The sequence below is a fragment of the Pararhodospirillum oryzae genome (assembly GCF_007992075.1).
GTDB classification, from domain to species: domain Bacteria; phylum Pseudomonadota; class Alphaproteobacteria; order Rhodospirillales; family Rhodospirillaceae; genus Pararhodospirillum; species Pararhodospirillum oryzae.
In genome coordinates this window covers 1-22984 of record NZ_BJZO01000027.1, presented here as the reverse complement: position 1 = coordinate 22984, position 22984 = coordinate 1, and the positions used below count along the sequence as shown (strand labels likewise).

General features: G+C 65.3%; 20 protein-coding genes. 12 read left to right on the top strand and 8 right to left on the bottom strand.

The window, feature by feature from the left end:
* Nucleotides 1-8 precede the first annotated feature (8 nt).
* The 7 genes from ROR02_RS06335 (at nt 9) to recO (ending at nt 5082) form a co-directional block, all read left to right on the top strand.
* Nucleotides 9-578, top strand: coding sequence for a DUF2062 domain-containing protein (locus ROR02_RS06335; RefSeq protein WP_170244993.1), 570 nt, complete (start codon nt 9-11; stop codon nt 576-578).
* Between the two features lie 202 nt (nt 579-780).
* Nucleotides 781-1530 (top strand): pyridoxine 5'-phosphate synthase, encoded by a 750-nt coding sequence (locus tag ROR02_RS06330; protein WP_147163173.1) that lies wholly within the window; start codon nt 781-783, stop codon nt 1528-1530.
* A 161-nt stretch (nt 1531-1691) separates the two neighbouring features.
* Nucleotides 1692-2432, top strand: a complete 741-nt coding sequence (gene lepB, locus ROR02_RS06325) for a signal peptidase I (protein WP_147163172.1) — start codon at nt 1692-1694, stop codon at nt 2430-2432.
* The gene (rnc, locus tag ROR02_RS06320) at nt 2433-3140 is read left to right on the top strand and encodes a ribonuclease III (protein WP_147163171.1); all 708 of its coding nucleotides are present in this window, start codon (nt 2433-2435) and stop codon (nt 3138-3140) included. It abuts the gene before it with no gap.
* Nucleotides 3115-4035 (top strand): GTPase Era, encoded by a 921-nt coding sequence (gene era / locus ROR02_RS06315; protein WP_246135430.1) that lies wholly within the window; start codon nt 3115-3117, stop codon nt 4033-4035. Before rnc ends, era begins: the two co-directional genes overlap by 26 nt.
* A gap of 100 nt (nt 4036-4135) precedes the next feature.
* Nucleotides 4136-4312: a hypothetical protein gene (locus ROR02_RS16570; protein ID WP_170244992.1), complete on the top strand. Its 177-nt coding sequence runs from the start codon at nt 4136-4138 to the stop codon at nt 4310-4312.
* Nucleotides 4309-5082 (top strand): DNA repair protein RecO, encoded by a 774-nt coding sequence (gene recO, locus ROR02_RS06310; RefSeq protein ID WP_147163169.1) that lies wholly within the window; start codon nt 4309-4311, stop codon nt 5080-5082. Before ROR02_RS16570 ends, recO begins: the two co-directional genes overlap by 4 nt.
* 39 nt (nt 5083-5121) lie before the next feature.
* Here the strand turns inward: recO and ROR02_RS06305 are convergent, their stop codons facing one another.
* Entirely contained in the window at nt 5122-5985 is an 864-nt protein-coding gene (locus ROR02_RS06305) for a LysR family transcriptional regulator (RefSeq protein ID WP_147163168.1), read from the bottom strand.
* A 99-nt stretch (nt 5986-6084) separates the two neighbouring features.
* On the opposite strand from ROR02_RS06305, the gene ROR02_RS06300 reads away from it, so the two are divergent.
* On the top strand, nt 6085-7020 hold the full coding sequence (locus ROR02_RS06300; RefSeq protein ID WP_147163167.1) for a DMT family transporter: 936 nt from the start codon (nt 6085-6087) through the stop codon (nt 7018-7020).
* A 152-nt stretch (nt 7021-7172) separates the two neighbouring features.
* Here the strand turns inward: ROR02_RS06300 and smpB are convergent, their stop codons facing one another.
* Complete coding sequence (smpB, locus tag ROR02_RS06295; RefSeq protein ID WP_147163166.1) at nt 7173-7661, bottom strand: SsrA-binding protein SmpB; 489 nt, start codon at nt 7659-7661, stop codon at nt 7173-7175.
* Nucleotides 7662-7754: 93 nt separating this feature from the next.
* Nucleotides 7755-8636 (bottom strand): 4-hydroxy-tetrahydrodipicolinate synthase, encoded by an 882-nt coding sequence (gene dapA / locus ROR02_RS06290; protein ID WP_147163165.1) that lies wholly within the window; start codon nt 8634-8636, stop codon nt 7755-7757.
* Nucleotides 8637-8879: 243 nt separating this feature from the next.
* On the opposite strand from dapA, the gene ROR02_RS06285 reads away from it, so the two are divergent.
* From ROR02_RS06285 to ROR02_RS06275, 3 genes are read left to right on the top strand one after another with little or no spacing between them, the layout of a single operon-like run.
* Nucleotides 8880-12122, top strand: coding sequence for a PAS domain S-box protein (locus tag ROR02_RS06285; RefSeq protein ID WP_147163164.1), 3243 nt, complete (start codon nt 8880-8882; stop codon nt 12120-12122).
* Between the two features lie 2 nt (nt 12123-12124).
* On the top strand, nt 12125-13345 hold the full coding sequence (locus ROR02_RS06280) for a response regulator (protein ID WP_147163163.1): 1221 nt from the start codon (nt 12125-12127) through the stop codon (nt 13343-13345).
* A complete protein-coding gene (locus ROR02_RS06275) occupies nt 13345-14505 on the top strand; it encodes an HD domain-containing phosphohydrolase (protein WP_147163162.1) in 1161 nt (386 codons plus the stop codon). Before ROR02_RS06280 ends, ROR02_RS06275 begins: the two co-directional genes overlap by 1 nt.
* A 42-nt stretch (nt 14506-14547) precedes the next feature.
* Here the strand turns inward: ROR02_RS06275 and ROR02_RS06270 are convergent, their stop codons facing one another.
* Nucleotides 14548-14943, bottom strand: a complete 396-nt coding sequence (locus ROR02_RS06270; protein WP_147163161.1) for a hypothetical protein — start codon at nt 14941-14943, stop codon at nt 14548-14550.
* A gap of 321 nt (nt 14944-15264) precedes the next feature.
* On the opposite strand from ROR02_RS06270, the gene ROR02_RS06265 reads away from it, so the two are divergent.
* On the top strand, nt 15265-15813 hold the full coding sequence (locus tag ROR02_RS06265; RefSeq protein ID WP_147163160.1) for an NAD(P)H nitroreductase: 549 nt from the start codon (nt 15265-15267) through the stop codon (nt 15811-15813).
* A gap of 9 nt (nt 15814-15822) precedes the next feature.
* On the opposite strand, the gene ROR02_RS06260 is transcribed toward ROR02_RS06265, so the two are convergent.
* From ROR02_RS06260 to ROR02_RS06245, 4 genes are all read right to left on the bottom strand, one after another.
* Nucleotides 15823-17820: a HAMP domain-containing methyl-accepting chemotaxis protein gene (locus ROR02_RS06260; RefSeq protein ID WP_147163159.1), complete on the bottom strand. Its 1998-nt coding sequence runs from the start codon at nt 17818-17820 to the stop codon at nt 15823-15825.
* A gap of 508 nt (nt 17821-18328) precedes the next feature.
* Nucleotides 18329-20797, bottom strand: coding sequence for a hypothetical protein (locus ROR02_RS06255; RefSeq protein WP_147163158.1), 2469 nt, complete (start codon nt 20795-20797; stop codon nt 18329-18331).
* A 90-nt stretch (nt 20798-20887) separates the two neighbouring features.
* Nucleotides 20888-22072 (bottom strand): hypothetical protein, encoded by a 1185-nt coding sequence (locus ROR02_RS06250; RefSeq protein ID WP_147163157.1) that lies wholly within the window; start codon nt 22070-22072, stop codon nt 20888-20890.
* A 59-nt stretch (nt 22073-22131) separates the two neighbouring features.
* A complete protein-coding gene (locus ROR02_RS06245; protein ID WP_147163156.1) occupies nt 22132-22764 on the bottom strand; it encodes a hypothetical protein in 633 nt (210 codons plus the stop codon).
* Between the last annotated feature and the right edge of the window lie 220 nt (nt 22765-22984).

The following is a 22984-nucleotide window of genomic DNA, read 5'->3' as shown; positions in this document are numbered from 1 at the left end:
TGACCCGGATGCAACGAATCCGCGAAACCTTCCTGCCGAGCATGGGCTGGCGCCGGGCCTCGCGCTATCTGGGGCACCGCATCGCCCGCCTGCCCGGCACGCCGCGCTCCATCGCGGTCGGCTTTGCCTGCGGGGTGGCGGGCGCGTTCTCGCCCCTGCTGGGGCTGCATTTCCTGCTGGCGGCCCTGATGGCCCTGATTTTGCGCGGCAACCTGATCGCCTCGGCACTGGGGACCCTGGTCGGCAATCCGTGGACCTTTCCCTTCTTGTGGCTGGCCTCGTTCGAGGTCGGAACCTGGATCACCGGAAACAGCCTGGGCGCGCCGCCGGCCGATTTCCACCACCTGTTCGCCGATCTGAGCACCGCCGTTTCCACCCTTGACGGTGCCATGCTGGCCAAGGACGTGCTGCCGGTGCTGGTGCCGATGGTGATTGGCTCAGTGCCCCTGGGGCTTGTGGCCGGCCTGATCGCCTATTTCCCCGCCCGGCGCCTGGTGGCGGCGGCGCAGGCTTCCCGGCGCGGCCGCCGGCGCGCCCCCCCCCTGCTGCCCCCTCTGTCGGATCCGATGACGCCCTGAACCGGGCGCCGGCGTCCCTCGATCACGAAGGGCGGATCGGGAAGATCCACGCCCTTTTTCGGCCCTCACTTCCCCTTACGATCAAGGCCCCCGTTCGCTGGAAAAGCGGGCGGGGGCGCCTTGGCGAACCGGCCGTCCACCGAGATGGGGACGGTCGGGCTCCGCCTTTCCGACGCATTCGCTTCTTGCAAGGATTCCCTCCATGACCCGACAGCTTCGGCTTGGCGTCAACATTGATCACGTCGCCACGGTGCGCAACGCCCGCGGAGGCCAGCATCCCGATCCGGTGGCCGCGGCCCTGCTGGCCGCCGAGGCCGGCGCCGACGGCATCACCGCCCACCTGCGCGAAGACCGCCGCCACATCGTGGATCGCGACATCGAGCGCCTGCGCCACGACGTGCCGCTGCCCTTGAACATGGAAATGGCGGCCACCCCCGAAATGGTGGGCATTGCCCTGAAGATCAGACCGCACGCCGTGTGCCTGGTTCCGGAAAAACGCGAGGAGCGCACGACCGAGGGCGGCCTGAACGTTCAAGGCGCCGCCCAGGAGTCCCTGCGTCCGGTGATCCAGGCCCTGGGCGAGGCCGGAATCCGGGTTTCGTTGTTCATCGAACCCGACGTGCGCGCGCTGGACGCGGCCCACGCCCTGGGGGCGCCGGTGGTGGAGCTGCACACGGGGGCCTATTGCGATGCCGTGCCCGGCCCGGCGCGCGAGGCCGAGTTCACCCGCCTGTCCACGGCGGCCTTCCACGCCCAGGCCCTGGGGCTGGAATGCCACGCCGGCCACGGCCTCGCCTACGACACCGTCGCCCCCGTGGCGGCTCTCGCCCCCATCGTGGAACTGAACATCGGGCACTTCCTGATTGGCGAGGCCCTGTTCGGGGGGCTGGCCCAGGCGGTGGGACACATGCGTGCCCTCATGGCGCAGGCCCGCGCCACCGCGCCTTGCTGATTGCCTCGTTCCCGGCCTCTTTCCCGGTCACGCCCCTTCCTTTCCGCGCCTTGCCTTGACAAGGCGCGCGGGGCGGGGCTTGATCGGCGGACTAGCGCGGGTTCTTGAAGCCCGGGCCCCCACGCATCTTCCTTCGTTTCAGCGTTGACGAGAGCCCGTTCATGACCAAAAAAAAAGGGGGCGGCCTGGGAGAGACCATTCGCACGGTCGCCTATGCCTTTCTGATTGCCATCTTGATTCGCACTTTTGCCTATGAGCCGTTTCGCATTCCTTCCGGATCGATGATCCCCACCCTCCTTGTGGGCGATTATTTGTTCGTGTCGAAATTCTCGTATGGCTATTCCCGCTTCTCGTTCCCCTTTGGGCTGATGCCCTTCGAGGGCCGGGTCATGGGGACCGCGCCCCAGCGGGGCGACGTGGTGGTGTTCAAGGAGCCCCAGGATACCAGCGTCGATTTCATCAAGCGCATTGTCGGCCTGCCCGGCGATCGCGTTCAGATGATCGACGGGATCTTGCACATCAACGGCGAACCCGTTCAGCGCGAGCGCATCGAGGATTACGTGCTGCGCGATCCGGCCTCGGGCAGCGTGCTGCGCGAAACCCGGTACCGGGAAACCTTGCCCAATGGCGTGTCGCACCCCATTCTTGAGATTCACGGCGACACCTATTTCCTGGACAACACCCGCGTGTTCCTGGTGCCCGAGGGTCACTATTTCATGATGGGCGACAATCGGGACAGCAGCCAGGACAGCCGGGTTTCGGTGGGCTTCGTGCCGGCCGAAAACCTGGTGGGACGCGCCGAGTTCCTGTTCTTCTCCCATGACGGTTCCGCGGCCCTGTGGGAGCCCTGGAAATGGCCGCAGGCCATCCGCTGGGACCGTTTCTTCACGGCGATTCACTAAGTGACCTCTTCCCCCCGTAAAAATCCCGATCTGGTGGCCCTAGAAGAAACCCTGGGCTACCGCTTCACCAACATAAGCCTGCTGGAACGCGCCCTCACCCACCGCTCGCGCGAGGGACAGCCCTCCTACGAACGGCTGGAATTCCTGGGCGACCGGGTGGTCGGCCTTGTCGTGGCCGACTTGCTGTACACCCGCTTCCCCAACGAGGACGAAGGCGCCATGGCCCAGCGTCATGCGCATCTGGTCCGCCAGGATACCGTTGCCCGCGTGGCCCAGACCCTGGGACTGGGCCCGCGCATGCGGGTCGCGCGCAGCGAAATCGAACTGGGCGCGCCCTCGAACCCCAGCTTGCTGTGCGACGTGTGCGAAGCCGTGGTGGGCGCGATCTACCGCGACGGCGGCTTTAAAGCCGCGCGACGTCTGATCCTGGCCCACTGGACCGCCCTGGTCGAGGAAGACCCGACGCCGCCCCGCGACCCCAAGACCGTCTTGCAGGAATGGGCCCAGGCCCGGGGCCTGCCCCTGCCCGCCTACGAGGAGGAGGGACGCGAGGGACCGCCCCACAAGCCCGTTTTCACGGTTCGGGTTTCGGTCCAGTCCCATGGCTCGGAATCGGCCACGGGTCCTTCTAAACGCCTGGCCGCACAGACCGCCGCCCGACTTTTTCTTGAAAGGTTGCCCCGTGACCACGCCTCCCGCGCCGACTGAAGCCCCCACCCGTTGCGGCTTCGTTGCCGTCCTTGGCCCCCCCAACGCCGGCAAGAGCACCCTGGTCAACCAGTTGGTCGGGGCCAAGGTGACGATCGTCAGCCCCAAGGCCCAGACCACCCGCACCCGCGTGCGCGGCGTGGCCTTGCAAGACAACGCCCAGGTGGTGCTGGTCGATACCCCGGGCATCTTCGCGCCCCGCAAGCGCTTTGACCGCGCCATGGTCGCCGCCGCCTGGGAAGGGGGCGCCGAGGCCGACCGGATCTTGCTGGTGGTCGATGCCCGCAAGGGCCTGAACGACGCGGCGCGCGCCATTGTGGAACGCCTGCCCGACACCGGGCGGCCGTGCTTGCTGGCCCTCAACAAGGTTGACGCGATCGAGCGCCCCTTGCTGCTGGAACGCGCCGCCGCCTTCGCCGAGATCATGCCCTTCGAGCGCGTGTTCATGATCAGCGCCCTGTCGGGGAGCGGCTGCGCCGACGTGCTGACCCACCTCGCCGGCTGCGTGCCCGAAGGCCCGTGGATGTTCCCCGAGGACGAGCTATCCGACCTGCCGCAGCGCCTGCTGGCGGCCGAGATCACCCGCGAGAAGGTGTTCCTTCAGTTGCACGAGGAACTGCCCTACGCGGCGGCCGTGGTCACGGAAAGCTGGCAGGAGCGCCCCGACGGCAGCGTGCGCATTGAGCAGACCATCCTGGTGGAACGCGATACCCAGCGGGCGATCGTGCTGGGCCAGGGTGGCGCGCGGATCAAGGCCCTGGGCCAGGCGGCCCGGGCCGAACTGATGGAGATCCTGGAGCGCCCCGTGCACCTGTTCTTGCACGTCAAGGTCAACGAACGCCTGTGGGAGGACCGCGAGCAGTATTCCGCCTGGGGGCTGGACTACAACGTGTAACCCTGCCACCGTTTCGCCGAAGGGGGCGTGGACGCGCTGAAGCGCGCGAGGGCCCCCTTTCCTGCCCCGTTGTCTCGCGACAGAACGTCGGAGCCTCGCCATGCATGACAGCGCGCACATCGACCCCACCGCCATTTTCCTGCTGTGGATCGCCCTGATCGCGGTGGGCCTTCTGGGCAGCCGCTGGCGGGCGCGCCTGCCCGCCTGGGGCATGGCGGCCCTGGTCTTCACCGCCGCCTTGTGCCTGGTGCTGGGGCTGGTGCTGCTGCTGCCGTGATCGCCTGGGAGGACACCGGGATCGTGCTGTCGGCCCGTCCGCACGGCGAGCACGCGGTCTTGCTGTCCTTGTTCACGGCCACCCACGGCCGCCATGCCGGCCTGGTGCCCGGCGGTCAGGGGCGCGCCCTGCGCGGCACCGTGCAGCCCGGCACCGGAGTGCGCGCACTCTGGCGGGCGCGGCTGGAAACCCACCTGGGCACCCTTCAGGTCGAGGCCACCTCCCCCCTGACGCCCCTGCTCCTGGGCGAGCGCGACCGTCTGGCCGCCCTGGTTTCCCTGTGCGCCGTGGCCGAGCGCGCCCTTCCCGAACGTGATCCCCACGACGCCCTGTACCACGCCTTCGCCGCCGCGATCGCCAGCCTGGGCGCCCCCGGCGACCGCCTGACCTGGGCGGCGGCCGTGGCCCGCTGGGAACGCGACCTGCTGGAAGACCTGGGGTTCGGCCTCGACCTTGGCGCCTGCGCCCTGACCGGCACGCCCGATGATCTCGCCTATGTGTCGCCCCGCAGCGGCCGCGCCGTCAGCCGCGCCGCGGCCGGCCCCTGGCGCGATCGCCTGCTTCCCCTGCCCGCCTTCCTGCGCCCCGAAACCAACGATCCCCCCGCCGGCATCCCCGCCGGCCCCGCCGACATCGTGGCCGCACTAAACCTCACCGGCCACTTCCTCGCCCGCCCGGATGTCCTTTCCGGCCCCCTCGGCCTCCCCGCCGCCCGCCAGCGCCTGCTTGACCGCCTGCGCCGCTGGGAGGAGGAAGTCCCAGGCCCATGATCCCTTGCCGCGTCCTCTCCAACCCTTCCCGTTCCCTTCTCAGGCGGGCCCGAACTCGGTTCGCCGGGCCAGGATGGCCTCGGTGATGGCTTCGGCCACGGCAAAAACCCGGCGCGAGCCGGCAAGGTCGGCATGGGTCACCAGGAAGACGGAGCGTTCCATCCTCCCGCCATCGGGGAGATGGGCGGCCACCAGGGTCAGGCCCGCCGAACGGGCGAGGAAATGGGGCAGAACGGAAAGACCAAGCCCCTGGCGCACGGCCTCCACCTGCGCTTGAAGCGTGTTGACGGCAAAACGCGGCGCATCCGGCCCGGCGAAGGCTCGTGACCACGCCAGAACGGTGCCCAGGCTGACGTGCTCGGGCCACGAGACATAGCGGGCCGGCCGCGCTCCATCGGGTGGACCGTAGAGGCCGAAGCCCATCACCACCAGGTGCCGGACTCGAAGATGGCCATGGTCCGGAGGCACCATCCGCAAGGCCAGATCGGCGTCGTGGCGATGCAAATTCACCGCCTGCGTGCTGAACAGGATCTCGACATCAAGGCCGGGATGCGCCGCCATCAACGGCGCCAGCGCGGGCACCAGCACCGGCGCGATCAGGCTTTCGATACTCGCGACACGGACATGGCCCCGAATCTGGTCCTGCTCCCCCGCTTCCTGTCGCAATCCGGCCAGCGCCTCTTCGGCGGCCTCGGCGCGGGGCAGAAGCGCCGCCCCCTGATCGGTCAGGCTGTACCCGCTTTGATGACGCAAAAACAGCGGCACGCCCAGCGCGGCCTCGAAGCGTTCGATCCGCCGCGACACGGTGGCCACGCCCGCGCGCAAGCGTCGGGCGGCGCCCGTCAGACTCCCCTCGCGGGCGAGGGCGAGGAAAACGCGCAGATCATCCCAATTCGGCTGCATGGCTTTCCATATTCCGAAAACGGCTTTCCTCTATTTTCCATATTCGAGCGCACACGGGAAGAAGAGAGTGACGGGGCACCCCAACCCGAGGATCACCCGATGCCCGACCTTTCCCCGACCAGCCGCCCGACCCTGCACACCCAAGCGTTTCTGCTCAGCGCCCTTGCCGCCGTGTTCTGGGGAACGAATTTCGAAGCAACCCGGATCGTGCTGGCCGAATCCCCCCCCTGGACCGCCGCCGCCTTGCGGTTCGTGGTCGCGGCCGGTGCCGCGCTGCTGTGGCTTTGGGCGACGCGCGGCATCACTTTCGCTGTTTTGCGACGCAACGCCGTGGCTTTCGTCCTCCTGGGACTGATCGGCGTGGCGGGGTTCAACGCGGCGCTGTTTCTTGGGATGAAGACCTCCAGCCCGGTTACGGCCGCGCTGATCATGGGCACCAGCCCCCTGACAACGAATCTGCTCGAAGCCCTCTTCAACCGCCGGCGCCCGGCGGGGCTCGCGTTGGCCGGCATGGGAATCAGCTTGGTCGGCGTGGCGCTGACCGTCGGCGCCTTTTCCGGGGCGCGCTTTGCCCCGGGTGATCTTCTGATCGCGGGCGGAAGCCTCGCCTGGGCGCTTTATTCCATTGGCTGTCGCCGGTGGGTGAAGGGCGCGGCTCCGCTGGAAACGACGGTGTGGACGATGGTGTTCGGAACGGCGGCCCTGGCGGGGATTGCCGTCGTCCTGGAAAACCCGCTCCAGGTGATGGCCGACGCGTCGCCCGTCTTCTGGCTGGTAAGCCTGCACATGGCGCTGGTCGGATCGGTGCTGGCCTTTGTTTTCTGGCAGATCGGCATCGCCCGGCGGGGTCCGGCGGCAACCTCGATTCTGTTCAACCTCGTGCCGGTTTCGGCGCTGGTGGTGGCGGCCGGGTTCGGTCGGATCCCGGACTGGTCCCAGGTGCTGGGCGTTGGCGTGGCGATCTTCGGTGTCTGGCTTGCCAGCCGCCCGCAGCGCAAGCCCCTGGTCCCCGTTCTCGCGACCCAGTCCGCTTAAATCCCCACCTCACGGGACCGTGATCAAAAGGAAAAGCGCCTCCTCCTGACGAGGGGGCGCTTTTTATTGATAAAAGAAAGGGGGTCCTGGGCATCGCCCCGGGAAAAAATCGGGCGCCAGCCCGAAACCTGTTCGGTCCGTCCCCGCCGACGTCAGCCCTTGTCGCGCAGAACGCGGGCCTTGTCGCGGTTCCATTCGCGTTCCTTGATCGCCTGGCGCTTGTCGTGGGCCTTGCGGCCCTTGGCGAGGCCCAGTTGCACCTTGGCGAAGCCGCGATCGTTGAAATACAGGAACAAGGGAACCAGGGTCATGCCGTCGCGGGTGATGGCACTGAGCAGACGGTTGGCCTCGCGCTTGTGAAGCAGTAGCTTGCGCGGCTGGCGGGTTTCGTGGGCGAAGGCGCGCACCGCCTGTTTCCATTCGGGGATATAGGCGTTGTACAGGTACAGATCCCCATCGCGCCCGGCCCCGGCGAAGGCGTCGGCGATGTTGGCGCGCCCGGTGCGCAGGGATTTCACCTCGGTGCCGGCCAGCACCAGCCCGGCTTCCAGCGTTTCCTCGATGCTGTAGTCGTGGCGGGCGCGGCGGTTTTCCGCCACCCGGCCGTGGGAAATCAAGGTGCTGCCGCCGCGCTCGGCCATGGGACTCGTCCACTTTCCGGCAAAAGATAAGGCGCCGCCCTCCCCCCCTGGCCACCGGGCCAAAAGGAAGAAGGGCAGCGTTTGACAGGTCGGTTACGCGATCAGCCCCAGCCCGCGCATGGCCGTTTCCACCCGAACGCGGGAGGTTTCGGCGATCGGGACCATGGGCAGGCGGGTTTCGGCGCTGACCAGGCCCAGCAGGCTGGCCGCGTACTTCACCGGCCCGGGGCTGGTTTCGCAAAACAGGGCGTCGTGCAGGGGCACCAGCTGGTCGCGGATGGCGAAGCAGGTGGCGAGATCGCCCTCGCGCCATGCCTTGTGCATGGTGGCGCACAGGCGAGGCGCCACGTTCGAGGTCACCGAGATGCAGCCGACGCCCCCTTGGGCCAGGAAGGCGGTGGCGGTGATGTCCTCGCCCGACAGCTGGATGAACGACTTGCCCAGCGCCACGCGGGTGCGCAGCGGGCGGGCCAGGTCGCAGGTGGCATCCTTGACGCCGGCAATGTTCGGCACCTCGCGGGCCAGACGGACCAAGGTGTCATGGTGCATGTCCACGGACGAGCGCCCGGGGATGTTGTACACGATCACCGGCAGGTCGCCCGCCGCCTGGGCCACGGCGCGGAAGTGCTGGTACAGCCCTTCTTGCGTCGGCTTGTTGTAATAGGGGGTGACGACCAGAACCGCGTTGGCCCCGGCCTTGACCGCGTGACGGGTGAAATCGATGGCCTCGGCGGTCGAGTTCGATCCGGCCCCGGCGATGACCGGAATCTTGCCGCTGGCAACCTCGACGGCCAGATCCACCACCCGTTTATGCTCCTCGTGGCTCAGCGTCGGCGACTCGCCGGTCGTTCCAACCGGAACGATACCGTCGGTCCCCTCGGCGATCTGCCAGGCCACGAAGTCCTGGAACGCGCGCTCGTCCAGCGCGCCATCGCGAAACGGGGTGATGAGGGCGGTAATGGAGCCCTGAAGCATGGCCTTCTCCAGTCAAGGCGGGATCGAACACCGCGACACACGAGCGCGGATCGAGTGTTGTAGCACACCATCGCCAATCGGCAAGACCACTTGCGCCCCGCTTGCCACCGGGCCGGTTCGGGACAGGAAACGTCGCGCCCCTCTCCAAAAACGCGGGACAAAACCCCACCTTCATTCCGTATCCTAACGCATGCATTGTCGCGCCTGTGCCGCCTTCCCCCGTTTCTGGAGCCCGGCCCCGTCATGACCGTCCCTGTCTTCCCTGTCAGCGATCCGGCCCCTTCGCTTCACCGCCTGGCCGGGGTGTTCGACGATCTGGCCTGCGTTTTGTTCCGCCGCGAGCTGGGGCCCGATGGACGGCTGACCTATCCCATGGTGTCGCCCACTCTTTCGCGGCTGGTGGGGCATCTGGTGCTACAGGAAGGCACGTCCGATCTGGTCCACCCCGCCGACCGTCCGGGGCTGCAAGAAGCCATCGAGACCTCGGCCCGGCACCTGACCTTGTGCCGCGAGCAGTTCCGGGTGGTGACCGCGAACGGGGAAACGCGCTGGCTGCGCGGCGCCAGCGAGCCCCAGCGCCTGCCCGACGGACGCATTGCCTGGGAAGGGGCCTGGATCGACATTTCGGCCTGGATGCGCGCCGATTACGAGTTCAAAACCCTGAGCGAGCACCCCGAGGAAGCCTTGTTCGTGCTTGATCAGGCCGACCAGATCATCTGGGGCAACACCGAGGCCCAGCATCTGTTCGGCCATTCCCTGGAAGGCCTGCGCGGGCGCCCCTTTGCCAGCCTGTTTCGCGGTGGCCTGCCCGATCTGTCCGCGTGCAGCCTCCCCGGCACGGAGCGCAGCGGCGAAGGCCTGGCCGAACGCGAGGACGCGGCCCCCCTGCTCTTTCGCTACAGCGTGCGCGACGTGGCCGTGGGCGACCACGGCACCCGCATCGTCGCCGGCCACGATGCCCAGCGCGCCGCGCCTTCCGACGACGCGCCCCCCTCGCCTTTCTCCTCCGATTCGGATTGGTTTTGGGAAACCGACGCCCGGGATTGCCTGACCTTTGCCTCGGAGCAGATCGGCGGGGTCCTGGGGGTCAAGCCCTCGGCGCTGGTGGGGCATTCCTGGTTTGAAATCGGGCTCGACGACACGCCCGAGTTCGCCTTGATCTTGCGCACGTGCATCGAGGCGCGCATCCGCTTTCGCGATCTGGTGTTCTCGGTGGGCCCGCCCGGTGGACGGGACCGGCGCACCTTGCGCCTGAGCGGCCTGCCCATTTTCACGCCCGATGGATTTTACTGCGGCTACCGGGGGATCGGGACCGACATCACCCGCGAGGTCATGGCCGAACACCGCGCCCAGCGCGCCCATCAGCAGTTGGTGGACGCGATTGAAAGTTTCACCGGCGCCATTGCCGTCTACGATCCCGACGACCGGTTGTTCATTTGCAATCCGGCTTATTCTCAAAGTTTCGATCCCATGGGAGTTTTCGTCAAACCGGGCGCGTCGTTCGAACAGATCCTGCACGAATGCCATCACCGCCATGTGTTCGACCTTGGCGCGGTTGATTTCGAAACCTGGCTGGCCGATCGCCTGCGCCGCCACCATAAGGCCGATGGCGAGGCCTTTATCGTCAAGTTGACCGACGGCCGCTGGATGCTGAGCCGCGAGTGCGCCATGCACGGCGGCGGCGTGGTGTCCATCCGCACCGACATCACCGAACTGAAGCAGCGCGAACAGGACCTGGACGACCTGCGCCGGCGCTACGAAGTGATTCTTGACTCGGCGGGCGAAGGCATCGTGGGCCTGGACGCCGCCGGGCGGGTCAACTTCGCCAACCGCATGGCCGGGACGATTCTGGGCCGGACTCCCGACGCCATGACCGGGATGGTCTTCCACGACCTGATCAATCCCGACGCACCCGCCTCGTCTCCCCTGCCGACTTCGGCGTTTGGTTCCGGGAGGGAACCCCCGTTTTCCACGCCGCTCCGCGAGGCCTGCCACAGCACTGTCACGGCCCAGGTGAGCACCGAAATTCGCCGGGCCAGCGACGGGTGCCTGATTCCCGTGGACTTTTTCGTGGCCCCGGTCGCCAAGGACAACGGCCGGGCGGGAAACGTGCTGGTTTTTCGCGATGCCACGGAACGCCTGCGTTTCGAACGCTCGCGCGAGGAACAGCAGCGCGAGTTGGAGCGCCAGGTCAGCGTGCGCACCGCCGAGCTGAAAGGCGAAATCATCGTGCGCCGGCGGGTGGAAGGCGCCTTGCGCCAGTCGCGCGAACGCCTGAAAGCCATGACCGACAGTCTGTTCGAAGGCGTTCTTGTGATGGATTCCCAAGGGCAGATCAGCTTCGCCAATCCGTCCGCGCGCCAGTTGCTGGCCTGTGGCGAGGTCGAGGGCCACCCCCTTGATTCGGTGCTTGGGATCCGCACCCTCCAGGGCGATCTTCCCTTCGTCGACTCGCCCTTGCGCCGGGTGCTGGAGACGGGTGTCACGGTGCGCGATGACGACGCGGTGTTCACAACCCCGGCCGGTGCCGTGCTGGATGTGGCCTATGCCTGCTCGCCCCTGGGCGAGGACGGCGCGCGCCGCTCGGCCGTGCTCTCCTTTCGCGACATCCAATCCCTGAAACGGGCCCAGCGCGAGCTGTTCCAGGCGTCGCGCCTGTCGAGCGTCGGCCAGCTTGCCGCCGGCATCGCCCACGAAATCAACACGCCCGTTCAGTACATCGGCGACAACCTGCGCTTCATCGACGAGGCCCTGGGCACGGTGTTCACCGCCATCGAGGAAGCCCGGACCCTGTCGCAGGCCCTCGCCCAGGCTGGCACGAACGGGGCAGCCCTGGAAGCGGCCCGCGAGGCTCTTTCCAGCACGATCGACCGGAGCAACTTCTCCTTCCTTGGGGCCGAGGTGCCGGTGGCGGTGCGGGAATCCCTCGACGGGGTTGAGCAGATCGCCCGCATCGTTTTGTCGATGAAGGATTTTTCCCATCCCGGCACCAGCACCAAAACCATGACCGACCTTAACCGTGCCCTGGAAAGCACGCTCACGGTCAGCCGCAATGTGTGGAAGCACGCCGCCACCATCGTGCGCGCCTTCCAGGCCGACCTGCCCCCCGTTTTGTGCCATGCCGGCGAAATGAATCAGGTTTTCCTCAACCTGATCGTCAACGCGGTGCACGCCATCGAAGCCTCGGGCAAGCCTCTGCCGGGAACCATCACCGTCACGACCTCGACCGATGGCCCGTTTGTCGAGGTCCGGGTTACCGACACGGGCACCGGGATTCCCGAGGAAATTCGTGAACGCCTGTTCGATCCCTTCTTCACCACCAAGGAGGTCGGCAAGGGCACCGGCCAGGGACTGGCCATCTGTCGCGACGTGGTGGCCACCAAGCATGGGGGTACCCTGGAAGCCGGCGGCGAGCCCGGCCAGGGGGCCGTTTTCACGGTTCGGCTGCCGGTTGACGGCACCCCCACCGACCATGAGGACTCCTGAGGATGGACCGCCCCAGGGTTCTTTTCGTCGACGATGAACCGCATGTCTTGCGTGGCCTCATGCGTTCAATGAGCTCCATGGCCGGGCAGTGGGACACCTTCTTTTTCGCCTCGGGCCCGGAGGCTCTGGCGTGGATCGACGCCAACGGGCCCGTGGACGTGATCGTTTCCGACATGCGCATGCCGGGGATGGACGGGGCCCAGGTCCTGGAGACGGTACGCCGGGATCATCCGGCCACGGTTCGGGTCATTTTGTCGGGCTACGCCGAGGAAAGCGCCATCTTGCGCACCGTCGGCCCCGCGCATTTGTACCTGGCCAAGCCCTGCACCCCGGCGGCGCTGCAACAGGCCATCGCCCGGCCCCTGGCCCTGCGCGAGCGGATGACCGATCCTGGCCTGCGCTCGGCCCTGACCGGGCTTTCCAACCTGCCCAGCCTGCCCGCCGTGTATGGCGAGATCGAAGCCGAGTTGCGATCCCCCCTCGCCTCGGCCCGGTCGGTGGCGGCGATCATCGCCAGGGATCTGGCCATGACCGCCGAGCTGCTGCGCCTGACCAATTCCGCTTATTTTTCGCTGGGAACACCGGCGGCCACGCCGTTGCAGGCCCTGCGCGCCGTGGGCCTGGAGACGGTGCAAACCCTGGTGTTGGGGATTGGCCTGTTTCGCCAGTTCTCGGGCCGTCCCGGCGACCTGCCGATGCTGGAGGCGCTCACCCGCTTCAGCCTCGACCTGGCCGGACGCTGCGAGGCCCTGGCCCTGGCCTCCGGGGCTCCCGCCGAACTGGCCAAGGTGGCCCATTGCACGGGCATGCTCTCCCACATCGGCACCTTGGTCCTGATCGACGCCCACGGCGCCGCGTACCGGACGATACTGCCCCGTGTCGATGTCAAAAACCCGCTTGATCGCCTGGAACAGGAAACCTTTGGCGCCGCGCACGGCCTGATCGGGGCCTATCTGCTGGGGTTGTGGGGCTTCGCGCCTTCCTTGGTGGAAGCCGTGGCCCATGCCTGGCATCCCCGCGAGGCGCCGGCGGGAGGCGACAACCCATTGCTGGGCGTGCTCCATGGCGCGCTCGCCCTGGGGCCGGCGCCGTTGCTGGCCTCGACGGTCGAGGGAACCCGCCCCGCCCTGGACCGGGCCTATCTGGCCCGGGTCGGCCTCGACTCCCACGTGCCGGCCTGGCAGGCCCTGATCTCCTCGCCTTGCTCGAAAGGGACCCGATGATGGAAGACCGCATCTTGGTCATTGATGACGATCATCACCTGTTATCGGCCCTGCGTCGCCAGCTGAGCGACGCCTTCACCATCGTCCCGGCCCAGGGCGGCGAGGAGGCCCTGGCCCTGGTCGCCGACGCCACCAAGAAGCAAACCCCCTTCGCCGTTGCCTTGTGCGACATGCGCATGCCGGGCCTCGACGGGATAGAAACCCTGAAGCGCCTGTGCGAGCTGGCGCCCGACACGGTGCGCATGATGCTGACCGGGAACGCCGATCAGCAAACCGCGATCAACGCCATCAACCAGGGCAACATTTTTCGTTTTTTCACCAAGCCGTGCCCGCCGGACGTTCTGCGCGCCGGGCTTCAGGCCGGTGTACGGCAATACCATCTCGTGACAGCCGAACGCGAGCTTCTGGAAAAAACCCTGACCGGATCGGTGCGGGTCCTGGTTGAAATCGCGTCGATGAACGATCCCGTCGCGGCCGGCGTGGCGACGCGCCTGCGCGAATGGCTGCGGCTCCTGACCACCGAGTTCAAGATGCCCCATCGCTGGAGCCTGGACGTGGCCCTGGCCTTGCTCCCGGTGGGGCAAGTGGCGATTCCGCCCGAACTTCTGGCGAAGAAACACCAGGGCGAACCGCTCACCGCCCTGGAACGCTCCATGTTCGAAAACTCGCCCGAGGTGGCGCGCAATCTGGTTTCCCATATCCCTCGCCTGGCTCCGGTGGCCGAGATCCTTTATTTGCAAGACCGGGGCTTCGACGGGTCGGGTTTCCCGCCCGACGGGCCCAGGGGCAAGGACATCCCGCTTGATGCCCGCCTGCTCAAGATCCTCAAGGATACGGCCGAAGCCGCCCAGGGCGGCCAGCTTTCCCCCGGCACCTTCGAGGCTCTGGATCGCAGGCGGGCGCAATACGACCCGGATCTGTATCCCAAGGTGCGCGCCTGCCTGGAAACCCTGGCCACCGGCGGCCCCGGAGCGGCCATCGAGCTGCCCCTGGCCGCCCTGCAGCCCGGTCAATACGTGCTCTCCGACATCCGGTTGACCAACGGGCACCTGATCCTGGCCGCCAATACCCAGCTTTCGCCGGCCCAGATCGAGCGACTGCGCAACTTGCGCAAGATCTTCACCTTTGTCGAGCCGATCAAGGTTCGGGCAATGGGATGAGCAGGGCGCCCGCTCCAAGGAATAAAATACAATTCTAGAACCTTATTTCTCTCCCCCGGAACGGGATGGAGGCCGCCCACACCCCGCCGTGCCAACCGACACACCCCCTCCCGCCGCCGGCGGACAGCGCCCCCGTTCGGCGGCGCGCTGCCACATGCCTTCAATCAGGGTCAACAGCGCGCGATCCAGCGCGGCGCCGCGCCTGCCATCGGCGATGAGAAGATCCACCACGGTCCGCGCCAGCAGCGCGATCAGATCATCCGCCGCGATTCCGCTCCGGCGCAAGGTCCCCAGCAGCCGGTCCAGGAGCAAGGCGGGCCCCCCAGCCCGGGAAGACGGCGCGGACAAGGCCCCCCCCTGGCAGGCCGGCCGGGGCAGGCCGGGCCGGGCGGTTCCCGGGATCGGTCGAGAGGAAGAAGGAAAGGGAGCAACAGACATGGGCGCGGACTCCAGGTTTCCCTCCCCGGCCCGGAGGCCGGCGGAAGGATCGGGTGGATTACCGGCTCATGCCGCGTCGGAGGCCAAGGGGCAGGCGCTGGGTCGCCCTGGTCTCGATCAAGGGAGGCTCTCCCTTTAACCTTGTGGACAGTTTCCTTTTCAAGGGATCGCCTGTCAAGACAAGGGGACGGGCGCGAAAAAAGCACTGGATCTTCGCAGGCGGGGGGAAAAAAGTGGGCGCTTTCCGGGCCCGACCCGTCTCGCCCCCGGCCCGGGGGATTTGGGACCCGCGCCCCTTCCCGAGCCAATGGAGCCCCCGCCTTGGACGCCCTGGAACTGTTGCTGACCCGCCGCTCGTGCGCCGCCCTGGCCGCGCCCGCCCCCACCGGCGAGGCGCTTGACGCCATCTTGACCGCCGGCACCCGCGTGCCGGACTTCAAACACCTGCACCCATACGAATTCCTGATCGCCAGCGGAGCGGGGCTCGACCGCCTGGGCGCCTTGATGACCGAAGCCGCCCGCAAGGCCGGCAAGCCCGACGAGGTGATTGAACGCTGCGCCCGCCTGCCTCACCGCGCCCCCCTGGTGATCGTGGTGGTCGCCCGCCACAAGCCCCACGAGGTGGTGACGGTGTTCGAGCAGCAGCTGTGCGCGGGCGCCGCCCTCCATGCCATGCAAATGGCGGCGGTCGCGCAAGGCTTTGGCGGCATCTGGCGCTCGGGGTGGCTGATGGTCGATCGCACCCTTCACGCCGCGCTGGACCTTGGCGACCAAGACCAGATCGTGGGCTTCTTGTACCTGGGGACTCCCACGACGGCGCCGGCCCCGCGTCCGGCGGTGCCGCTCGACGCCGTCGTGCGCTCCTTGTAGGCCGCTGGATTACGCGGCCTCGGGCCCCTTGCGCACCGAAACCAGGAAGCGCGCCACTTCCTGACGCAACACCTCGGTTTGGGTTGACAAGGCGCGGGCGGCCTCGGCGATGTGATCCGCCGCCCGGTTCGTCTGACCGCTCGCATGGTGCACCGAGCCGATGCTGGTCGAGACGTCGTGCGTCCCGCGCGAGGCCTCGGCCACGTTGCGGGCGATCTCGGCGGTAGCCGCCGCCTGTTCCTCGACCGCCGCCGCGATCGAACTGGCGATCTGGTCGATTTCGCCCACCGTGCCGCCGATGGTCTGGATCGCTCCGGCCGCCTCGCCGGTCACCGTCTGAACGCGCCCGATCTGTTCGGCGATTTCGCTGGTGGCCCGGGTCGTCTGGTTGGCCAGCGCCTTGACCTCGCCCGCGACCACGGCAAACCCCTTGCCCGCCTCGCCGGCCCGCGCGGCCTCGATGGTGGCGTTCAGCGCCAGCAGGTTGGTTTGCGAGGCAATGGCGGTGATCAGGTCGATCACCTCGCCGATGCGCCCGACCGAGGCCACCATGCGTTCCATGGTTTCCCGGGTTTCCAGGGCCTGGCGCGCCGCCTGGCCCGCCACATCCGACGAGCGGTGAACGTGCTCGCTGATCACCCGTTCGGAACTGGCCAGTTCCTCGGTCGCCGCCGCCACCGTGTCGACGTTGGCCGAGGCCTGTTCGGCGGCGGCCGCCACCGCCGTGGCCTGGACCGTGGTTTCTCCGGCCGAGCGGGTCATGTCCGCCGACGATTCCCGCAAGGCGTCCACCGCCCCGGTCAAGGTTTCAACCACCCGGCCGACCGTGGCTTCAAAGCCATCGGCCAGGGTGGCCAGGGCCTGGCGCCGCTCCTCCTCCGAGCGGCGCTTGACTTCTTCCTGCTCGGCTTGCAGATGATCGACCCGCTCCGCGTTCTCCTTGAACACCTGCACCGCCTGGGCCATGGCGCCAATCTCGTCGTGGTAGGTCATGCCGGGGATGATGACCGAGCGGTCTCCTTCGGCAAGGCGCTTCATGGCGGCGGTCATCGCCACCAGCGGGTTGACAATGCCCCCCGCCAGAACCACCGCCGAGCCCAGCCCCACGGCAAAGGCCACCAGGGTCACCACGATTTGCAAGATACGCTGCTGGGTCAGGTGCTCGATCAGATGATCCGCCGCCTGCTGGTTCAAGCGCTGTTCGTTGTTCATCAGTTGGGCCGACAGGTCGCCCAGTCTCGCCGCGCGCTCGACCAGGGGCCCCTCCACCAGGGTCTTGTAGGCGGCGGTGACCGCGCGGGTCTGCCCGAACACTGCGAGCAACTGGGCCAGCTGGCCTTGAACGGGGGACAAGACAGCCCTCACGGCGGGATCCCCGTTCGTCAGGGAAACCTTGAGACGCTCTTCCACCGTCCGCAAGCGGGCCTGCGCCCGTTCGAGGTCCTTATCCTCCATCGTATCTTGGAAATGGCGGATCAGAAGATGCGCCTCGGAAAAAACCGGACGCAGGCCGTCCAACGCGGCGTGAACCTCTGGCGTTTGTTCCGGACGTTCGACCAGGGCCGCGCCCACCTTGGAAAGAGCCACGTCCTCGTCGGCCACCAGGCCGGCCCGCTCGGCGCGCAGACCGATCGAGCGCGAGAAGTCATCGGTGTACCCGTCCACCTGCTCGATCAACTGACCGAGAACCGAAACAGACCCCGGGTCGTCAAGATGCGTGCGCAAGTCCTTGAGCGCCGCCGAAACCGTTTCCATGGTTTCGGTAATGTCCGAAAGGTGCTCGTCGTTGCCGGTCTGATGGTAATCAGACACCAGACGTCGCGCCTCGACCAGATTGCGCTCGATTTGAACGACCTGATCCTTGCTACGCGCCTCTTGCAGATAGTCCCCGAACGTTTGCTCGGCCGTCCCCGCCGACAGGACGCCAACGGCGCCAACGCCCAGCAGCAGCGCGAAAACCAGACCGAACGCGGCCATGATGCGCGTTCCGACCTTAAACTTATGCATGTATCCTCTCCCGGGCCACCTTGCTCGCTCAAAGGATTCTCTCCCCTCGACAAGGTGTTATGGTCCGCCGATTTCAGACTTTGGAGGGATCCCCCTTCCCCAAAGCCTGACTTCGCTTCATCCCTTCCGGACGATCCCCTTGAAAGCGGGATTTCTCCCCGTCGGAATGAATCGCTTTCTTCCCTCGGCCCGACACACGCCATGGACGATAATGCCGCAAAAAACCATCCGAGACTGATCGGCCGTTTTTGGGGGAGCGGACATGGCGTTGGCTGGCTGTCGCCGCAGTGTATTCCTTTACAATATTGTAAAAAAAATGACGCACCGTAAAGACCGCTAAAGGTCGAGAAAGATCCATCGAAAGACAGATACCTCTCTGTCTACATTCCCTTTCCTGGCGAGAAAAGGGCCCTTGCCCCTCCTCCCGCTTCACCAAAAAAAGCGTGCGGCCGAGGAGAATTCCTTCGGCCGCACGCCTGATTCGTTGGATCCGTATGCGGACCGCGCCCTAACTGTTTTGCAAGAAGAGGCCCGCGATCGTCATCTTGATCGCGCTCACGCCTTCGGTCTCGGCTTCATGCGCTGTCAGCGTCCACTGTGTGTAGGGCGTGGGCGTCATATAGGCCGCTGCGTCCGCGAATTTCCAAGTGGTGATGAAGGTTGGCGGATCGCCCGGCCTGTAATTGTTGGTCATCGACACCGGTTGCGACACAAAACGGTAATCCGATCCGTTGCGGATATTGCCAAAACTGCCGGAGATCTCGATCCCGAGCTGGACTTCGCCTGACTGGGTGCCTCCGACCAATTCAAACTTGGTCTCGGTCAGGTAAATCGCGCCATTGCCGCTGAGTTGGTCGGCAAGGGCGGTGTCACTGGTGGCAATGGTCCAGCGCGCCTGTCGCTTGCCATCCACCGTTTCAAAAAGCCCGTCAGGACCCGCAACAACCTCGTATGTCAGATTTTGGAAGTTCTGACGCGGCCGGACGGACCCGCTTGCCGTTCCCGACAAGACATCTTCAAGGCTTTTGATGGATTTCTGCGCGGCACTACTCAATTGCAGGTAATCCATTGAGGCGTTGACCTGCACATCGGACTCTTGCAGCCATTGGTAAAGGAATGCAGCGCGGTAATTATCCACCGCGACCACGATGTCCCGCTTAACGCTGTTATACCCCCGTTCCAACAGGCCGATGGCGCCGTTGACCTGGGCCTCTTTGTCGTCGAGGTCTTTTTGCAGCGCCTCCCATTGCGCCTCCGCATCGAGAACGGATTGCAGCCGGTCGAGCGCGTCCATGCCCTGGTTGAAGAGCCCGAGCAGCTTCATCTGCAGGTCGGCGACGGACTTGCCATAGGCGGCGGCAAGCTCGACCATGGTCAGATAGGTGTCGGCCACGCCGATCTTGCCCTGATAGGGTTTGACCATCGCCTCTGTCTGAATGACCGTCGCGTCCCAATAGGCTGCGGGGTCGAGCCCGCCGATCGAAAACCCGTTGAGGTTCGGTGCCTTGTCCAAGGCTGCCATAAGCGGCTGATTGACGTTCCAATCGCCGCTGGTAATCGCGCCGTTGACCACCTGCCACAAAAGTGCCGAGGTCTCGCCAAACCCGGCCAGCGCACCGCCAAGGGCGTCGGCCCCCGCCGTCGCGGCCTCGGCATCCGCCTTGGTGGGGGCGGAGCCAAGTGAGGTGTAGCCAGAATTGATGGTTTCGGCGAGGGATTCGCCCGCCGAGATGGCTTTCTCCAAGAGATCCAGCGCGGCTTTTGCTTGTTTGGCGGCCACTGTCGCAATCTCCGGATCGCCGATCAGAATAGCGGCCCCACCCACGTAAAGGGTCCCCAACGTCGTCAGAATGCTGATCGCGGTTTGCAACAGCTCTTTTTGGAACTCATCTTGGATGGCTTCTACAAGTTCTTGTTGCAGCGGCACCAATTGTTCAGTAACTGAATTCAGTTTGATCGCTTCGTTGTTCAGTTGGCTGGTAAGCTGCGCTTGTTCACTGTTCAGACGCTTCAGTGTGTTGATCAACGGCGCCTCGGCGGATTGACTGATCCCGCTGAGGGTTGAGGCGAATTCCGACAGAAGCGACTCCAGATCCTTTTGGGCGCGGAAGGCCGAGATCTTGGCGTCGTAGATCTGCGCCACTTGAAGAAGCGAGTTGATCTCGTCCTCATAGGTGCCTTGCGACAGGATCGGCACAAAGGTCGCACCGGAGGCCGCCGCCTGGGTGATGTTCAATTGCGCCAGCGCGGCTCCTTGCACAGAGGCGACGGAATCGAAGTCGACCGATGGGAAGGATCCGCTTTGGCTGATCAGCGCATAATTGCCGGCCACCACCCATTGCAGCATCTCACCGGCGAATTCCAATGCGCCGGGGTCGGACTGATAGAGCAGCACGCCCGCGGCCGATTGCGTGACCTCCAGGGCCAAAAGGTTCCAGGGCGAATGCAGGAAGTCGGCGATCACCGGAATGGAGTTGGTGGGGTTCAGATTGCCTGGGTTCGCGACGGCAACGGTCAACACTTGCGGCGCGGATTGGTCCGTCGCAAGGACCAGCGGCGCCGGACCCGCCCCCCCGGCGAAGCCAAACGACACGCCGCCGGCAACACCCGCTGTAAAGATCTGCGTCATTGCCTTGGGGTTGCCACCCGCATCCTGGATGATCTCGGCGCTACCGCCGCCGTCAACCTCGATCCGACGGGCCATGATCGACAGCGCCATTGCCTTGATCGTCGTGGTCCCTGCGGCCAGGGTCAACGTATCCACCGCGATCACCAACACACCCCTGCCCGGGTCAAGCGTGCCCTCCGCTTCACCCAGGATATCGACAAGGTTTTTCTGTAGCCCGATCCCCACGTAGCCTCCGCCAGGCGTCGCGGAGATAACCTGCGGCATCAGCGGAGAGCTGTCGGCATAAGAGACCGCAATAGGGTTGAGCGCGTCCCAATCCGGGACAAAAGCTGTCGAACCAGTGGCCATTTACGGGATCCCCTCACAGTGCAAACGCGCGACAAACGCGCGACAAACGCGCGACGGTCCACAAGAGGGACCGCCGCGACAACGCTCGTATCAGTTGGATGAGGTATCCGTGGAAAAGCGCACAAACCCGGTCTGATAGAATTCTTCCGACTTTTGTTCGATCAGCTTCCAGCCATCGATTGCGCTTTGGAATTCGATCTGCTGCATGAACTGGCTCCAGTCCTTCAGATCGTCAGGTGACAACTCCTTGAGCCGCGTTTGCACCTGTGTGCTGAACTCCACCCAGCAGGCAATCATGGTCGAGATGGTCTGAAGGAAAGCCTTGCCATCCGCATCCACATCCTCTGCCTGAGCGTTGAAGCCGGTCAGTTGCGTGACCAGCGCGGACTTTTGCTGTTGGTCCTTTTCGACGGTCTTCAGCTTCTTGTTCAACTCGTCGATCTCTTGCTTAACTTTGGCCGCCAGGGTACCGAAGGTTGCTGCGTCAGCAACGGCCAGGACCGGCCCGAAAACGGGTACGAGAAGCAAAAGCGGCGAGGAACTGGCCGCGACCGTAAATCCGATGTATTCATCATTCAGCTTTTTAAGGTCCTTGTTCATCTGCTTGATGGCGTCCGCATCGTCCGAGACGGCCTTTTGCGCCTCTTCAAGGACGTTGTCGGCTTGGGCCAGATACCACTCAAGCGAGTTTGTGCTGCCCGTCAGCTCGGCGTTCAGCCGGTTGTAGTAATCCGTGGTCTTGGTGTTGAAGGAGTCGATATTGTCCTTCAGCGCGTTGGCCAAGGGATCGACCCCGCCTGGTCCGGTCAAAAGCTGGGTCAGATCGTCAAGCCGCGTTTTCGGATCCGAAATATTGCCGATCGTAGTGAGCCCGATATTCAGGAGCGATACGATTTGTTGCGCGGTGACTTGGGTTTGAGAGGCCAGCCACACTCCGTTGCCGTAGATCGTGTCAGGGGCCGTGTTAGCGCTTTGGAACTTGGTCAGGTCGCTGATCAAGGTCGTCGGGTCGCCATAAGCGCTGGCGGTTTGATTGATCGACGACAGAATATCCACGGCCTGTTCGACCGTCGCTTCATCGCTGAAATCGCCATAGAGATCGTTGAAACTGGATCTTGACAACGGAAATTGCAGGGCTATTTGCACGACGTTTTGCATCTTCAGCCAGGCTTCGGTCTGAAGCGGAAACGCTTGCTGCTGTTGGCCCGTTGTTGGATTGGTCTTGGTCACCAATAGGTTAGGGGGCTGGATAATGGGGTTCGATCCGTCTGGCATGTAAGTGTCTCCCCGTTGAAAGAGTTGGGTGGTAACATGCGGATCGCGTTTGCGTAGCGTTAGCGGCCGACTTGCAGGGCGATCTGCGCGAAATTTTCGACGCCGCGTTTTCCCAGGAAATTCACCAGTTCTTCTGGCGAGCGTCCCGTGATTTTGGGAAGGGCGATCTTGGATTGCAGGACTTGATCGACTGCGATGAAAAAGGTGGCGTCATCGGCTCTGCTGGCATTGCTTTGCAGCCGGTAACCGCAATGACTGCCCCCGGTCGAGATGACGCCAGAGCTTTCCGAACCGTTGACGGCCATGTACTGGCCGTTCAAACCCTTGAACGTCACGGTTAGGAAGCCAAGCTCGGTCATTGTGATATGCTCGTCACCCTGCGCCTTGGTGATCCAATCCGCGGAAAACGGCGCTTGGACCTGCACGTGGTAGCTGTTGTCGGGGCGCACGGAGGCATACAGCTTCATGCCGCCGTAATGGCTTTGCGGCGACAGGGCGACCACATCCCCAGACACTTTCTCGATCACCCAGGAGAAGGACGAGGAATCGTTCGGGACGCAGTTCAGGGCGGAATAGAGCCAATTATAGGTCACGCGCACCTTGCCACGACCATCGATCGGGATCAGTTCTCCCGAAATCACGGCGCCGGTGTCCGCGACTTCGAAGGCTTCTTTCAAGGTTTGCTCAGCCACGGGGGGCGTCCTCTTGCATGTGTTCTGGATTGCGATGCATCGACCTGGAACATCGTGCGCTGAACCGGATCCAGGCAGACGGCTCCCGCTTCCCGGGTCTCACGCGAGAGTCCGTCCGTTTCACGTTGAAGCGGACAGGCTCTGGATCCTTTTGTTTGAGTTTGTTTTTTCGGGAAGAGCGGTGCCCGCTTTTCCCTGACAAACCCTAGAGTAATCCGAG